A 13993-nucleotide genomic window follows, 5' to 3' on the forward strand; every position below is an offset into this window, starting at 1 on the left:
GACCGGCAGGCCATGGGTGCAGTCGCGTCAGTCGATCAGGTCCAGAATCTCCCGCAGGACCGAGGTGGCGTAGCTGCCCTGCCCCAGCCCGAAGCGCAGTTCGAGGGTATCCGGCCCAGTGAAGCCCCACTCGAGATCGAGCACCCGCATGCGCAGGGCGCGTCGCTGATGCTCGAGCCGGAAGCGTTTCAGGCCCTCGACGAGATCGGCCTCGCCCTCGGCGACCTCGGTTTCCAGGGCCAGCACCTCGCCGGTGACGGGAACCTCGCCGAGCCCGACCAGGGGGCCGGTCGGATGCAGATCCATCGCCTCGCAGCGTCGCTGCTGTTCAGTGTCATCAGGATCGGCGACGAAGAAGCTGTGCGTGCCATCGAGCATGGCCACATCACCGGGGAGGAGGCGATTCCAGCTGCCCTCGGCGATCCGTCGCGCCAGCACCTGATTGAAGATCAGACTGCGCGCGGCGGACAGATAGAAGCCCTTCTTCGATTTCGATGGCGATCGACGCAGCTGTCCGGCGAACAGCGCGCGTGCCCGGGCCAGGTTGTTGCCGCCGAAGCGTTGCTGGCCGAAGCCGTTGGGCACCCCACCCGCACGGACCCGCTCCAGTCGCTCGGTCAATGCGTCCCGATCGGCGTCGAGCTCCCGGATGCGCAGCTCGAAGCGGTTGCCCTTGAGTCGACCACGCCGGATCTTGCGGGAGGCGCGTTCGGCCCGGTGGATGCGCACACCCTCCAGCTCCCAGGCGCGCCAGTCCGGGTCGCTGCTGCCGGGCAGATGGAGGGAAAAATACTGTTCGGTGACGGCGTTGCGGTCCTTCAGACCGGCAAAGCTGACCTGGCGCGGGTGGACGCCGGCGGCGCGCGCCAGATCGCTGGCGACATCGACGGTGTTGCGCTCTCGCTTCTCGACCCAGAGCCAGAGGTGTTCGCCCTCGCCGTCGGGGCAATGCCCGAGGTCCTCACGGACCCGGAAGTCCTCCGGCGAGACGCGAATGCGACCGCGCCCGGGGACGGGACCCCAGGCGCGGCCGTCGAGGTCGAACTCGGACTCAGTTGTCACGGATTCGGTGCACCACCAGGCTGTAGGGCGAGTCCTCGTTGTCCGGGTTGTAGCGCGCCCGGATCTCGTAGGTCTTGCCGGCTTCCACCTCGACCTGGATCTGGTTGTCGCGCAACTCCTGGTTCCGATCGTCTTCACGGATGCGGTTGCGCGGTCGCGACTGGCCCCAGGTCGGCGGCCGACGCACGTGCGAGGCGTCGATGGTCACGGTCAAAGTGTAGACGCCTGGCGCCAGCCACATGCTGTCGCGCGGCGGGATGTTGCGGCCGTTCAGGCCGACGAAGCGCACCCCGAACAGCTCCTGGTTCGGACGGCCGAGCAACCCGCTGACCTGGGCCGCATCGGCACTCGGCATCACGGTGCGAGCATTCGGATCGGGCTCGGCCGAGGACTGTGCACTCAAGGCCAGCGGCATGATCAGCAGACCGAGCAGGCTCATCCATCGAATCGTTTTCATCGTAGTTCTCCTTGCCCCGATCGAGGGGCGGTTCATCAGGCGCTTGCAGGATCGCGAATCTGCCGTCGCCGATCCATGGAAGCGGCCTGGAATTGTCATGAAATCACTCTGAAACTGCAAAGCGCTCGTCCCGAATGGCCGGCCAGGCCCGGGTGAGCTCGGCGACGAAGTCCTGTGCCACCGTGCCGACCGGCAGCGCCTCATCCCCTTCCGAAGCCCAGGTCGAGGACCAGAGCACGGTGCCACGAGGCATGTAGACGAGGCGCGCATCCACTCGCAAGCCACCGGTCGGGGACTCGGCGATCAGGCCTTCCAGCAGCAGGTCCACACCCAGGTCGTCGGCCACCCGCCGCGCCACGTCCTCGCGGCCCTGGTAGGGGCGCAGGGTGGCGCGACCGATCAACTCCAGGTCGGGCAACTCGGCGGCCCAGAGTTCGGCCAGCAGGGTGTCGGCCAGCAGTCGACCCTGACGCGACTCCAGGGACGCTTCGGGGGAATCGTCCCCGTACTGCTCGAAGGGCAGGATCGCCAGCGCGGGCGGCGCGCTGGACGGGACCGGGCGATTCCAGTACCAGGCCAGGACGACCAGCAAAATCAGCAGGAAGACCGCCAGCATTCCACCGCCCCAGCGACGCCACCCCGATCGAGCTTCGGGCTCCGTCACCGCTTCGGCCGCGGCTGCGCCGTCGATCCGCCCATGAAACCGGTAGCCGCGCCGTGGAACGGTCTCGATCAGCGAGGCTTCCAGGCCGACCTGCTCCAGTGCCTGGCGCAGCTCCCGCATCAGGGCGGCCAGGCCGGATTCGAAATCGACGACGCTGCCCTCGTCCCAGACCGCGGCAATCAGGGTCTCCCGGTCCAGCACCTCGCCGGGTGCCTCCAGGAAGCGTTCGAGCAGACGGCCGGCCTGGGGCCTGAGCGACGCCTCGCCGCCCGGCCCGGTCAGCCGACCATCCTGCCCGTCGAATCGACAGCCGCTGAAGGCGCGCACATCAGCCCTCGATGCGGTCGACGATCACGTCGTAGGGATGGCGCCGATCATTGCGGTTATAGCGGCCGCGGATGTCGTAGCGCTTGCCCGCCTCCAGTTCGATCTCGAAGCTCACGTAATCATCGTCACGATTGGGCTGTCGAATCTGCCAATCGGGTGCGGTGGTGTAGCGCGCATCGACCCGGACCGTGATCACGTAGCGACCGGGCTCGAGCCAGAGCAGCTGACGCGGGGAGATGTTGTCGCCGTCGATGGCGGTGAATTCCACTTCGAAGAGGTCGCGACCCGGGCTCTCGGGCCCGCCGTTGATCTGGGCCGCGTCGGGGCCCGGCTGGGTGATCGGGCCAGCCTGGACGGGCGTGGCCATCCAGAGGGCTGCGGCCATCAGGCCCGCAGAAATCATCAGGGTTTTGCCGATTCTGGTCACGATTCTAGTCACGATTCCAGTGACGATACCATTCATGATTCGAGCTCCTTGTCCGTCCCCTTGAGTCACAAGGTCGGGCGTCCATGCCCGACGCCTCCCGAGTCTGGGGCAGGACCCGATTCGACACCATGGAAGCGGCCTGAAATTCACCTGAAATTCCCCGGAGCGAGGACTCGGCTCAGGGCTCGGGTTCGACCTGCTCCGGATCCACGATCAGAAAGAACTCCTCGCCCTCACGAATCAGGCCCAGCTCGGATCTGGCCCGCTCTTCGATGGCGGCCAGACCTTCGCGCAGATCCTCGACTTCGGCGGCCAGGGCTTCGTTGCGCTGCCGCAGGCCCTCGTTCTCCTCGAGCTGCTGCTCGACCATGCCGCGCAGATCGCGCACCTCGCTGACTTCGCGCCACAGGCGGAACTGGAACACGACGAGCAGTACGAACAGAATGATCAAGACGACGCGCATGACGGTCTCAGCCCTCCTCGCTGCCGCTCAGGTAGCCGGCGATGATTCCATGATACAGGCCCGGCAATCGCTCGAGCTCGTCCAGGCCGATGCACTCGTCGATCCGGTGGATCGTGCGGTTCACGGGCCCGAGCTCGACGCAGGGAATGCCGAGCGGCCCGAGGAAGCGCCCGTCCGAGGTGCCACCGCCCGTGTCCTGGACCGGTGCGCGGCCAAGTTGGCTGCGACAGACCGCATCGACGACGGCCGGCAGACGCCCCGTCGCCGGACCGAAGGGGACGCCGGAGACTCGCCAGTCCAGGGTCCAGGGACCCGGGTCATTGGCTTCGATGAGCGCCCGTAGCCGCGCCTCCAGTACGTCCGCGGGACTGTTGGGATTGTTGCGGAGATTGAACAGCACCTTGAGCTCGCCCGGCGTCACGTTCTCCGCGCCGGTGCCGGCCTGAACATTGGAGATCTGCAGGCGCGTGGGCGGAAAATGCGCGTCACCGTCCTCGAAATCCAGCTGACCCAGCGCGGCCAGCAGGGGCCCGGCGCGGTGGGCGGGGTTGTCGGCCGGGTCGGCATAGGCCGTGTGGCCTTGGCGACCACGCACGCTCAGGATCGCCTGGATGCTGCCGCGACGGCCGATCCGGACGTTGTCGCCGAGCGTTTCCAGGCTGGAGGGCTCGCCGATCAGGCAGGCATCGGGCAGCAGGCCCTGATCCTGCAGCCAGGGCACCATCACGCGCACCCCATGCTCGGCCGGCCCTTCCTCATCGGAGGTCAGCAGGAGCGAGACGATACCCGAGTGATCGGGCTGCTCGTGCAGGTAGTGCTCGAGGGCCACGACGAAGGCCGCCACCGACGACTTCATGTCCGCCGCACCGCGGCCGAACAGGCAGCCGTTGCGCTCGGTCGGTTCGAAGGGCGGACTGGTCCACTCCTCCAGCGGCCCCGGCGGCACGACGTCGGTGTGGCCGAGCAGCATCAGGTGCGGGCCCGACTCGCCGTGGCGAGCGAAGAGATTGTCCACCTCGCCGACCCGACGCCGCTCGACGCGCATCCCGACGGCCCGGAGTCGGTGTTCGATCAGGTCCAGGCAGCCGGCGTCCTCCGGGGTCACGGAGGCGCGGCGGATCAGTTCACGGGTCAGTTCGAGAACGGCGGAAGCTCGGGAAGTCATGCGCCAAGGATACCGCGGAGCGAAGCGCCGCGGATGCGGGGCCTGGTGGTGCCACAGTAGAACGGGTGTGAATCAGGCTGGCTCAGCTCAGACGGGCCTTCATGCCTTCGGTGACGTGCGGTGCGATGGCGTGGCGGATCGGCGTGACCAGCTTGAAGGGCGCGGCGATGATGTGTCCGGACTCCAGCCAGCGCTCGCCGCCATTGACGTCCATGACGACCCCGCCGGCCTCCTGCACCATCAGGGCGCCGGCCGCGATGTCCCAGGGCTGGAGGGCCAGCTCGAAGTAGCCGTCGAGGCGGCCACAGGCCACGTAGGCCAGGTCCAGCGCCGCCGACCCGGCCCGGCGGAAATCCTCGCTCTTCTCGAACAGGGCGTCGAACATGCCCTGGTAGGCGCTCATCAGGCGGCGCTTGCGGAACGGGAAGGCCGTGCCGAGCACCGCCGTGCTCAGGTCCTTGCGACCGGAGACGCGAATGCGCTGGTTGTTCAGGAAAGCGCCCTCGCCCCGGCTGGCCGTGAACATCTCGTCGCGCATCGGATCGTAGATCACGCCGTGCTCGATGCGGCCGCGGATCTGCAGCGCGATCGAGACCGCATAGTGGGGGATGCCGCGCAGGTAGTTGCTGGTGCCGTCCAGCGGGTCGATGATCCAGAGGTATTCGCTGTCGCCCTGCTGGCCCATTTCCTCGCCCTGGATCGCGTGATCGCGATGGTGCTTGAGGATGTACTGGCGAATGGCCTGCTCGCAGGCGCGATCGACGTCGGACACGTAGTCGTTGCGCGCCTTGCGCTCGACGGGAATGCTTTCCAATCGCTGGCTGAACTTGCGCATCAGGCCACCGGCCTGGCGAGCGGCTTCCGAGGCGATATTGATGTATGGATTGGTCACGTGACGAGGTCCGAGAGCGAGTGGGCAACGAGCCCGTTCGGGCAGGCGCAATGATACCGCGAATCGCCTGGCCTTGCCTTGACCGGAGCCCGGACAGGCACGTGTCTGCATTAAAATGCCCCCATGAACGAGCTCGCATCCAAGATCCGCATCGTGCTGGTCGGCACGACCCATCCCGGCAACATCGGCGCCACCGCCCGGGCGATGAAAGTCATGGGCCTGGAGCGCCTGTACCTGGCCGCGCCGGAAGCCCAGTTCCCCAGCTCCCGGGCCACGGCGATGGCCACCAGCGCCGATGACCTGCTGCAGAAGGCGGTGGTGACCCAGGACCTGGTCGAAGCCATCGCCGACTGCCAGCTGGTGCTGGGCACGACGGCCCGCCTGCGCTCCCTGCCGCTGCCGGTGATGGACCCGCGCGCGGCTGCCAACCGGGTGATCGCCGAATCGGCAAGCAACGAGATCGCGATCGTCTTCGGGCGCGAGAAGTCCGGGCTGACCAATGAGGAAACCCGGCTCTGTCACTTCCTGATCAACATCCCGACCAGCAAGGAATACCACTCGCTCAATCTGGCCCAGGCCGTGCAGGTCGTCACCCACGAGATTCACATGGCCAGCCTGAGCGAGCTGCCCGGCGAAGTCGATCCGCCGGACTGGCAGCCGGAACCGGCGGAGAAGATGGAGTTCTTCTACAAGCGTCTCGAGGAGACCCTGCTGGCCATCGACTTCATGAACCCCGATCAGCCCAAGCGCCTGATGCAGCGGCTGCGCCGGCTCTATCAGCGCGCCCGACCCGACGAGAACGAGCTGAACATCCTCAACGGCATCCTGTCCGCGACCCTGGAGGCGGCCCGTGGCCGAGGATCGAGCAAAGGTTGAACCCACCAGCAACGAGGACCGCTACCAGAAAGTCTGGGCGGTGATCGAGGGCATTCCGGCCGGCGCCGTGCTCAACTACGGCGAGGTCGCCCGCCTGGCTGGCTTCCCGGGTCGGGCCCGCATGGTCGGCATGGCCCTGGGCCGCGCACCGAAGAGCCGCCAGCTGCCCTGGCACCGGGTGGTCAATGCCCAGGGCCGGATCAGCTTTCCCGAAGGCAGCGTCAAGGCGCGCACGCAGCGAGAGCGCCTGGAAGCCGAAGGCGTGGAATTCGTCGACGGGGTGATCGACCTGGATCGCTTCTCGCCGCAGCGGGCGATGGACCGCCTGCTCTGGGGCCCTTAGGCCAGCTCGCCATCTACTCCCTGAGCAATTCACCCAGAAGCTGGCGGCCGGAGGCCGGTCGTGCGCGATGACGCGCCAGAATCTCCCGACAACGGGCGGCGCGGGCGTCGATCAGGCTCTTCTTGACCGCCGGAATCGAGGCCGGCGGCATGCTGAAGTTGGCCACGCCCAGGGCCAGCAGCAGGCGGACGGCCGCTTCGTCGCCGGCCAGCTCGCCGCAGACCGTCACGGGGCAATCGAACTCACGCCCAGCGAGCACGATCTGCTCGATCAGGCTCAGAATCGCCGGGTGACCGGGATCGTAGAGGTAGCTGACCTGCTCGTCCTGGCGATCAATGGCCAGCACGTACTGGATCAGGTCATTGGTGCCGATGGACATGAAATCCAGCAGCGGCGCGAACTCGCGCACGGCCAGGGCCGCCGCCGGCGTCTCGATCATGCCGCCGACGGGCAGGCCCGGGTCGATGCTCTCGCCCCGGCGCTGCAGCTCCCGGCGGCAGTCGTCGATGATGCGGCGCGCCTGGTGCAGCTCTTCGACATCGGTGAGCATGGGCAGCAGAATCTGGACGGGCCCGTGGACCGAGGCGCGCAGGATGGCGCGGATCTGTTCGCGGAACAGCTCGGTGACCGCCAGCGACAGGCGCAGGCCACGCAGGCCCAGCGCCGGGTTCGGGCCCTGGGTCACGGCCAGGCCGGGCGGCAGCTTGTCGCCGCCGGCATCCAGGGTCCGGATCGTCACCGGCCGGCCCTCCATGGCTTCGATGGCCGCGCGATAGGCTCGATACTGGGTGTCCTCGTCCGGCAGACGATCGCCGAGGAACAGGTACTCGGTGCGCATCAGTCCGATGCCCGCGGCTCGGGCCTCGCGACAACGCTCGAACTCCGCCGGCAGTTCGGCATTCCCGTAGAGCTGGAAACCCTCACCATCCAGGGTCCGTGACGGGCGCGCAAGAAATCGCTTCAGTTCGGTACGGTGCCGCTCGCTGGCCTCACGCTTGTCTTCGTAGTGGCGCTGCAGGCCCTCGTCGAAGCCGACCATCAGGGCCCCGTAATGTCCATCGAGGATGACCGCCTCATCCTCGTTCAGGCGATTGACCGCCTGATGGATGCCCACCACCATCGGAATTTCAAGACTGCGGGCCAGGATCGCCGAATGCGACATCGGCCCGCCGTGCTCGGTCACCAGGCCGGCGACGCGGCGCTGGTGCAGGATCGCCATGTCGGCCGGCCCGAGGGAGTCGGCAACGATCACCGTGTCGGCCAGCTGATGCGGCACCTGGGCACCGACCAGGGTGGCCGGCTGATCGGCCATCTTTCTGAGAATCAGCTGGACGGCCTGCTCCAGATCCTCGCGACGCAGGGCGATGTAGCTGTCGTCCAGGCGACGGAATTCGTCCAGCAGGGCCTCGCTCTGCTGCACCAGGGCCCACTCGGCGTTGATCCTCGAGTCGCGGATCCGCTCGACCGCGGCATCGACGAGCAGGGGATCGCGCAGGATCAGGCGATGGGCTTCGAGCAGCTCGCGCGCCGTTTCGCCTCCTTCGGCCACACGCTCGAGCATGCGCTGGATGAAGCGCTCGGAACGATCGATGGCATGCTGCAGGCGCTCGATCTCGTTTTCGACCGCGCCGGCCTCGAGGTGATACTCGGGCAGATCGAGCTCACCGGGCGTGAGCCGGTGGACCCGGCCGATGGCGATGCCGCTGGTCACGCCGATGCCGGTCAGGATGAGACTCATTCGCCCTCTCCGAAACGATCTTCGATCAGGGCGACGAGGGCCTCCATCGCCTCCGTCTCCTGCTCACCGTCGGTTTCGAGGACCAGCTCGGTGCCGCAGGGTGCGGCCAGCAGCAGCACGCCCATGATCGACTTGGCATTGACGCGCTTCTCGCCGCGCTCGACCCAGACCTGGGCCGAGTGCGCCGAGGCCACCTGGACCAGCTTGCTCGCCGCGCGCGCGTGCAGGCCGAGGCGATTGATGAGCGTGACGTTGCGACGAATCATGTCTCGATGATGCCCTGATGCCCCCCCAGGCAGGCCAGTTCGGCCAGTTCGCTGGCCGGCTTGTCGATGTGGTTAATCACTTTCAGGAGCATCGGCAGATTGAGCCCGGACACCACCGGCAGATCCCGCCGAGCCGCGGCTCGCGTGGCGAGGTTGTGCGGCGTGGCGCCCGGCAGGTCGGTCAGCACGACCGCGCCGTCCTGGTCCACGCTCATCGCCAGGGCACCGATCAATTCCTCGAGGGCCGTGTCCGGGTCGGCGCTGTAGCTGACCGAGACGGTGGTCATCTGGATCATCCGACCCAGAATCACCTCGGCCTGGCGGCGCATGGATTCCCCCAGACCGGAATGGGTCACCAGCACCAGACCCGTCACGATTCGAGCTCGCGATGGGTCACGACGACCGGATGCCCGGCCTCGCGCATGGCGCGCCCGAGACGATCGGCGAGCCAGACCGATCGGTGCTGGCCGCCGGTGCAGCCGATCGCCACGGTGAGCAGGGCGCGCTGGTCTTCGGCCAGGGCCGGGCGCCAGCGCTGCACGAAACCGAGCACGTCGTCATGAAAGTCGAGCACCCGTTGATGACGCGACAGGTACTCGTCGACTTCGGGATCGAGGCCGGTCCGGGCCCGCAGCTCCGGCTCCCAGTGCGGATTGGGCAGGCAGCGGGCATCGAAGACCAGGTCCACGTCCCGCGGCACGCCGCGCTTGAAGGCGAAGGATTCGAACACCAGCGAGAGCGCGCCTTCGTCGCTGCCCTGTCCCACGCTGCGCCAGACCTGGCGACGAAGCTGGTGGATATTGGTTTCCGAGGTATCGACCACCCAGTCGGCACGTTCCCGAAGCGGCTCGAGCAGGCGGCGCTCGCGCTCGATCGCCTCCTCGAGCGCACCGCTGCCGGCCAGGGGATGGCGGCGGCGCGTCTCGGAAAATCGTCGGACCAGCACCGGCTCGGCCGCGTCGAGGAACAGGACCCGGAAGGCGCTCTCCTCGGACTGGCCGTCGAACAGCTGAACCAGGCGTTCCAGGCCGTCGGGGCCGGTCCGGGCATCGATGCCGATGGCAACCCGGGGATAGCGCTCGGGCTGGCCTCTGACCTCCTCGACCAGGTCGGCCAGCAGACCGCCCGGCAGATTGTCGACGCAGTAGTAGCTGAGGTCCTCCAGCGCGTTCAGGGCGACGCTCTTGCCGCTGCCCGACAGGCCGCTGATCACGATGATCGGATGCGTCATTCCCTGTCCCCCATCAGTCGGCCATGCCGCTCGACGAATTCGGCCGCGGCATCGAAGCCCTTCATGCGCAGCATGTGATCGCGGACCGCAGCCTCGGCCATGACGGCGAGGTTCCGGCCCGCCATCACCGGCAGATTGATCTGTGGAATGTCCAGATCCAGCACCCGGCGAGCTCCGATATTGCCGTGCAGGCGATCACCCCCCGGCGGCTCCTCGCCGGGCAGATGGAGATGGATGATCAGGCGCAGGAACTTGGTCGACTTGACGGCGGCATCGCCGAACATGCGGCGGATGTTGAGGATGCCGAGGCCGCGAACTTCGAGACAGTCACGAAGCACCGGCGGACAGGCGCCCTCGATGGTGTCCGGGGTGAGCTGGGTGAATTCCGGCGCGTCGTCGGCGATCAAGCGATGGCCGCGGCTGAGCAGCTCCAGGGCCAGCTCGCTCTTGCCGGTTCCGGACTCGCCGGTCAGCAGGACACCGAGGGTGAAGATTTCCATGAACACGCCGTGCAGGGTGACGCTGCGAGCCAGCCGGCGGGCGATCCGATACTGCAGAAAATTGACCAGCTCCCAGGCCGGGCGGGCCGAGGTCAGCAACGGCGTACCGCTTTCCTTGGCCCACTCCTCGAGGTCTTCGGCCACTTCGAGCCCCGAAGCCACGATGATCAGGGCCGGCTGGGCGTCGACGATCCGAGCGATGGCTTCCCAGCGGATCTTGGCCTCCAGCCCGTCCAGCCAGGCGCCCTCTTCCTCGCCGATCACCTGGACCCGGTTCGGGTGGATCAGGCTCAGAAAGCCGATCAGGGACGGTCGGGCACGGATGCTGCTGGCCGCGATCTGGCGCTGCTCGGCGGCGCGGCGTCCGGTCACCCAGCGCAGTTCGAGCCGGTCAGCGTAGGCCTGGAAGATTTCTGCGGGCGTGATGCTCGCGGTCATGCGGCCGGATGGGCATCCGGCTCGACGGCAAAGAGTCGAAGCAGAGCTTCGGCGCTGTCGGCGGAACGCAGCTGCTCGCGCTGGCCGGCATCACCGAAGCGCTGAGCGACGTCGGCCAGCAGACGAAGATAGACATCCGAGCACTGGTCGGGCACGGACAGGGCGAAGAACAGGTCGACCTTTTCCTGATCCGGCGCATCGAAGTCGATCGGGTGGCGCAGGCGGATCAGCGCGCCGCTGACACCGCTCTGGCCGTTGACGCGTCCGTGCGGAATCGCGACCCCATGACCCAGGCCCGTCGACCCCAGGCGCTCGCGCTGACAGAGGCTTTCGAAGATCTCTCGCGACTCGCCGCTGTCCGGCGAGGTCGCGAGCAGTTCGGCGGCCTTTTCCAGCAGGGATTTCTTGCTGGACACGGAAATATCGACCGCGATGCGCTCGGGGTCGAGGACGTCGGCAAGATGCATCGGATTCGCCTGACGGCCGCCGGGCTCAGCCGGCTTCGGCCGCGCGGGAAGCGGAACGATGGTGGTCGGTCACCTTCTGCTTGTGCCGGCGCACCTGGCGGTCGAGCTTGTCGGCCAGGGCATCGATCGCGGCGTACATGTTCTCGTCATGAACTTCGGCGAAGATCGGGTTGGTGCGGCCGCCGACGGCGATCGTGGCTTCGACCATGTGCTGGACCTTTTCCAGGCGCAGAACGAAATGAGCGGAGATCAGGTTGTCGAAATGACGCTCGAAACGCTCGCATTTCTCGGTGATGTAGGCACGCAGGGCCTGGGTAACGTCGACGTTCTGTCCGGTGATTTCGATCTGCATGAATGCTTGCTCCTTGGATGGGTGTAGCCAGGAGTCGGGCGGGTCGGCGCCGAGCGCCTCCAGACCCTGAATCCTGTTCCTAATCTTATACCAGGCAAGGCCCGAAATCAGGCCCGCATGCGCGCCATTCTGCGACGCTGCGCCGAACCCGGGATGCCCAGCTGTTCGCGGTACTTGGCCACCGTGCGCCTGGCCAGATGAATGCCCCTGGCGGCCAGGGCATCGACCAGCGCCCGGTCCGAGAAGGGTTTGCCGTCGGGCTCCTCCTGGATCAACCGCCGCAGGTGGGCCTTGACCGCCGTGGCGGCGACGGGCCTGCCATCCTGCCCGGTCAGGGCCACGGAGAAGAAATGCTTGAGCTCGAAGGTCCCGCGGGGCGTGTGGGCGTACTTGCCCGTCGTCGCCCGCGAAATGGTCGACTCGTGCACCCCGACCTGCTCGGCCACCTCGCGCTGCAGCAGCGGCTGCATGGCGATCTCGCCTTCCCTGAAGAAGCGATGCTGCCGCTGCACGATGGCCTCGGTGACCGCGAGCAGGGTCTGATTGCGCATTTCCAGGCCGCTGATCAGCCAGCGCGCTTCCTGGAGTCGGTCTTTCAGGTACTGCTTGTCGTCACCCCGGCTCTTGCGCACCAGATCGGCATACATGCGGTTCAGCCTGAGGCCCGGGTCGCTGTCGGGGTTGAGGCTGACCCGCCAGCCATCGCCCCGCGGGTGGATGTAGACGTCCGGCACGACGTAGTTCTCGTCGTCCGAGCCGAAGCGACTGCAGGGGTGCGGATTGAGCGAGCGGATCAGCTCGACGGCAAGCTTGACGTCCTCGCGCTCGAAGCCCGTCGCCCGCGCCAGTCGATCCATGTCCTGCTGGCCCAGCACGTCCAGGTAGCGCTGGATGATGTGATCGGCCAGTCCCAGACCGGGCGTGGAGGCCGGCAGGGCCTGCAGCTGGACGTGCAGACACTCCTGCAGATCGCGGCAGGCCACACCGACCGGCTCGAAGTGCTGGACCCGCTCGAGCACGGCGGCGACTTCGTCGCGGGACACCAGGTACTCGGGCGCCAACGAGGCACGCAGGGTGTCCAGATCGTCCTTGAGAAAGCCTTCTTCATCGAGCGCGTAGATGATGGCTCGGGCGATGGCCTCATCGGTCTCGCTGAAACCCGACAGATTGGCCTGCCAGAGCAGGTGCTGCTGCAGGGATTCGTCCGCACGATCGCTGACGAAATCGTCGTAGCGCGGGCCTTCGCTGCTGACCGAGAAGCCGTCGGGCAGGTCGTCGAATCCGTAGTCCTCACCGAACTCGATGTCCTGCTCGACCTCGGTGTCACTGCCGGCACCCCCTTCCGCATCCTCGCTGCGCTCGAGCAGGGGGTTGGTTTCGAGGATCTCGCGGATATGCTCCTTGAGCTCGAGACGGTTGAGCTGCAGCAGGGAAATGGCCTGACGCAGCTGCGGGGCCAGTTTGAGTTTCTGGCCGAGCTTGAGCTGTAGGCGCGCCGCTGCTTTCATGGCTTCATTCTACGCCGCCGCTCGAGCGGCGCAAAAGCGACTTTAGGCCAACACGCCCGATCACGATCGGGCAAGCACCTCAGTCTCCAGCCCCGACGTGCTTGCCGCCGGTCCAGCCGCCCTGCCGGAGCAGGCGGTCGCCCAGCTGGCGCGGAGCCTCTTCGAGATCGGTGGCCATCGAGTCGTTCCAGCGATTCAGGAAACCGTACAGGCAGACCGCGCCGAGGAGCTCGACGATCTGCTCCTCGCTCCAGTGCTTTTTCAGGCGAGCCATCAGCGCCTCGTCGACGGAATTCGGGACGCTGCCGGCGGCCAGGGCAAAATCCAGCGCCGCCCGTTCGGCTTCGCTATAGAGCTCACTGGTCTGGTATTCCCAGATCGCATCGACCTTGTCCTGCGCCACACCGCTGATGCCGGCGGCAATCAGGGAGTGGGCCTCGCAGTACTGGCAACCGGCCGCACGGCTGGAAAAATGAGCCAGCAGGCGTTTGAAACCGGGCTCGACGCTGCCTTCCGGATCCATAACGGCCGCCGTCAGCTCGCCGAAGGCACGCACGATGGCCGGCCGGCGCTGCATGGTCAGAAGGGAGTTGGGCACGAAGCCCAGGATGGATTCGAAGTGGCGGAAGGTGTCGGCCAGTTCCGGGGTGGTCTCGGGGGCCAGCGGCTCGATGTGTGCCATGGTTGCTCGATCTCCTGGATGCAAACGGCCAAGGATCGGAGATATCCCGGGCGAGTTCAAGCGGTGGGACTAGTAACACGGGGGCGAGAGCGAGCAATCTGAGATAATCCGGGCTGGCGAAGAAACGGAGATTTC

18 protein-coding genes are annotated in these 13993 nt (G+C 67.0%); 2 read left to right on the top strand and 16 right to left on the bottom strand.

Annotation, left to right across the window (positions count from 1 at the left end; genetic code table 11):
- Positions 1–27: 27 nt before the first annotated feature.
- The 7 genes from truD to WM2015_RS12265 all read right to left on the bottom strand — a co-directional run bounded on the left by truD (position 28) and on the right by WM2015_RS12265 (position 5457).
- Positions 28–1062, bottom strand: coding sequence for a tRNA pseudouridine(13) synthase TruD (gene truD / locus WM2015_RS12235; protein WP_049726312.1), 1035 nt, complete (start codon positions 1060–1062; stop codon positions 28–30).
- Positions 1052–1519: a hypothetical protein gene (locus WM2015_RS12240; RefSeq protein WP_156201159.1), complete on the bottom strand. Its 468-nt coding sequence runs from the start codon at positions 1517–1519 to the stop codon at positions 1052–1054. Before WM2015_RS12240 ends, truD begins: the two co-directional genes overlap by 11 nt.
- Positions 1520–1622: 103 nt before the next feature.
- Entirely contained in the window at positions 1623–2510 is an 888-nt protein-coding gene (locus tag WM2015_RS12245; protein WP_049726314.1) for a winged helix-turn-helix domain-containing protein, read from the bottom strand.
- Position 2511: 1 nt separating this feature from the next.
- A complete protein-coding gene (locus WM2015_RS12250; protein WP_049726315.1) occupies positions 2512–2937 on the bottom strand; it encodes a hypothetical protein in 426 nt (141 codons plus the stop codon).
- Positions 2938–3115: 178 nt separating this feature from the next.
- Positions 3116–3400 carry a cell division protein FtsB gene (ftsB, locus tag WM2015_RS12255; RefSeq protein WP_049726316.1) on the bottom strand — a complete coding sequence of 95 codons (285 nt, stop codon included), beginning with the start codon at positions 3398–3400 and terminating at the stop codon, positions 3116–3118.
- Positions 3401–3407: 7 nt separating this feature from the next.
- Positions 3408–4565 carry a succinyl-diaminopimelate desuccinylase gene (gene dapE, locus WM2015_RS12260; protein ID WP_049726317.1) on the bottom strand — a complete coding sequence of 386 codons (1158 nt, stop codon included), beginning with the start codon at positions 4563–4565 and terminating at the stop codon, positions 3408–3410.
- Between the two features lie 82 nt (positions 4566–4647).
- Positions 4648–5457, bottom strand: coding sequence for an inositol monophosphatase family protein (locus tag WM2015_RS12265; protein WP_245609765.1), 810 nt, complete (start codon positions 5455–5457; stop codon positions 4648–4650).
- Between the two features lie 123 nt (positions 5458–5580).
- On the opposite strand from WM2015_RS12265, the gene WM2015_RS12270 reads away from it, so the two are divergent.
- Both WM2015_RS12270 and WM2015_RS12275 read left to right on the top strand, forming a co-directional pair.
- Entirely contained in the window at positions 5581–6333 is a 753-nt protein-coding gene (locus WM2015_RS12270; protein WP_049726318.1) for an RNA methyltransferase, read from the top strand.
- Positions 6308–6676: an MGMT family protein gene (locus tag WM2015_RS12275; protein ID WP_049726319.1), complete on the top strand. Its 369-nt coding sequence runs from the start codon at positions 6308–6310 to the stop codon at positions 6674–6676. Before WM2015_RS12270 ends, WM2015_RS12275 begins: the two co-directional genes overlap by 26 nt.
- A 13-nt stretch (positions 6677–6689) precedes the next feature.
- On the opposite strand, the gene ptsP is transcribed toward WM2015_RS12275, so the two are convergent.
- The 9 genes from ptsP to WM2015_RS12320 form a co-directional block, all read right to left on the bottom strand.
- Positions 6690–8414 carry a phosphoenolpyruvate--protein phosphotransferase gene (gene ptsP, locus WM2015_RS12280; RefSeq protein ID WP_049726320.1) on the bottom strand — a complete coding sequence of 575 codons (1725 nt, stop codon included), beginning with the start codon at positions 8412–8414 and terminating at the stop codon, positions 6690–6692.
- On the bottom strand, positions 8411–8680 hold the full coding sequence (locus WM2015_RS12285; protein WP_049726321.1) for an HPr family phosphocarrier protein: 270 nt from the start codon (positions 8678–8680) through the stop codon (positions 8411–8413). Before WM2015_RS12285 ends, ptsP begins: the two co-directional genes overlap by 4 nt.
- Positions 8677–9054 (bottom strand): PTS sugar transporter subunit IIA, encoded by a 378-nt coding sequence (locus WM2015_RS12290; protein WP_049726322.1) that lies wholly within the window; start codon positions 9052–9054, stop codon positions 8677–8679. Before WM2015_RS12290 ends, WM2015_RS12285 begins: the two co-directional genes overlap by 4 nt.
- The gene (gene rapZ / locus WM2015_RS12295) at positions 9051–9911 is read right to left on the bottom strand and encodes an RNase adapter RapZ (protein ID WP_049726323.1); all 861 of its coding nucleotides are present in this window, start codon (positions 9909–9911) and stop codon (positions 9051–9053) included. The genes WM2015_RS12290 and rapZ overlap by 4 nt, the downstream gene beginning before the upstream one ends.
- Positions 9908–10849, bottom strand: coding sequence for an HPr(Ser) kinase/phosphatase (gene hprK / locus WM2015_RS12300; protein WP_049726324.1), 942 nt, complete (start codon positions 10847–10849; stop codon positions 9908–9910). Before hprK ends, rapZ begins: the two co-directional genes overlap by 4 nt.
- Complete coding sequence (locus WM2015_RS12305) at positions 10846–11316, bottom strand: PTS sugar transporter subunit IIA (RefSeq protein ID WP_049726325.1); 471 nt, start codon at positions 11314–11316, stop codon at positions 10846–10848. Before WM2015_RS12305 ends, hprK begins: the two co-directional genes overlap by 4 nt.
- A gap of 25 nt (positions 11317–11341) precedes the next feature.
- Positions 11342–11668, bottom strand: coding sequence for a ribosome hibernation-promoting factor, HPF/YfiA family (gene hpf, locus WM2015_RS12310; RefSeq protein WP_049726326.1), 327 nt, complete (start codon positions 11666–11668; stop codon positions 11342–11344).
- 107 nt (positions 11669–11775) lie between these two features.
- Positions 11776–13176 (bottom strand): RNA polymerase factor sigma-54, encoded by a 1401-nt coding sequence (locus WM2015_RS12315; RefSeq protein WP_049726327.1) that lies wholly within the window; start codon positions 13174–13176, stop codon positions 11776–11778.
- Positions 13177–13255: 79 nt separating this feature from the next.
- Entirely contained in the window at positions 13256–13858 is a 603-nt protein-coding gene (locus tag WM2015_RS12320; protein ID WP_049726328.1) for a carboxymuconolactone decarboxylase family protein, read from the bottom strand.
- Positions 13859–13993: the final 135 nt, after the last annotated feature.

It is taken from the genome of Wenzhouxiangella marina (assembly GCF_001187785.1).
GTDB lineage: Bacteria > Pseudomonadota > Gammaproteobacteria > Xanthomonadales > Wenzhouxiangellaceae > Wenzhouxiangella > Wenzhouxiangella marina.

What these genes read in the sequence shown, in the direction of transcription:
- WM2015_RS12240 (WP_156201159.1), bottom strand. Translation starts at nt 1,519, where the DNA reads ATGAAAACGATTCGATGGATGAGCCTGCTCGGTCTGCTGATCATGCCG.
- ftsB (WP_049726316.1), bottom strand. Translation starts at nt 3,400, where the DNA reads ATGCGCGTCGTCTTGATCATTCTGTTCGTACTGCTCGTCGTGTTCCAG.
- dapE (WP_049726317.1), bottom strand. Translation starts at nt 4,565, where the DNA reads ATGACTTCCCGAGCTTCCGCCGTTCTCGAACTGACCCGTGAACTGATC.
- WM2015_RS12270 (WP_049726318.1), top strand. Translation starts at nt 5,581, where the DNA reads ATGAACGAGCTCGCATCCAAGATCCGCATCGTGCTGGTCGGCACGACC.
- ptsP (WP_049726320.1), bottom strand. Translation starts at nt 8,414, where the DNA reads ATGAGTCTCATCCTGACCGGCATCGGCGTGACCAGCGGCATCGCCATC.
- WM2015_RS12285 (WP_049726321.1), bottom strand. Translation starts at nt 8,680, where the DNA reads ATGATTCGTCGCAACGTCACGCTCATCAATCGCCTCGGCCTGCACGCG.
- rapZ (WP_049726323.1), bottom strand. Translation starts at nt 9,911, where the DNA reads ATGACGCATCCGATCATCGTGATCAGCGGCCTGTCGGGCAGCGGCAAG.
- hprK (WP_049726324.1), bottom strand. Translation starts at nt 10,849, where the DNA reads ATGACCGCGAGCATCACGCCCGCAGAAATCTTCCAGGCCTACGCTGAC.
- WM2015_RS12305 (WP_049726325.1), bottom strand. Translation starts at nt 11,316, where the DNA reads ATGCATCTTGCCGACGTCCTCGACCCCGAGCGCATCGCGGTCGATATT.
- hpf (WP_049726326.1), bottom strand. Translation starts at nt 11,668, where the DNA reads ATGCAGATCGAAATCACCGGACAGAACGTCGACGTTACCCAGGCCCTG.
- WM2015_RS12315 (WP_049726327.1), bottom strand. Translation starts at nt 13,176, where the DNA reads ATGAAAGCAGCGGCGCGCCTACAGCTCAAGCTCGGCCAGAAACTCAAA.
- WM2015_RS12320 (WP_049726328.1), bottom strand. Translation starts at nt 13,858, where the DNA reads ATGGCACACATCGAGCCGCTGGCCCCCGAGACCACCCCGGAACTGGCC.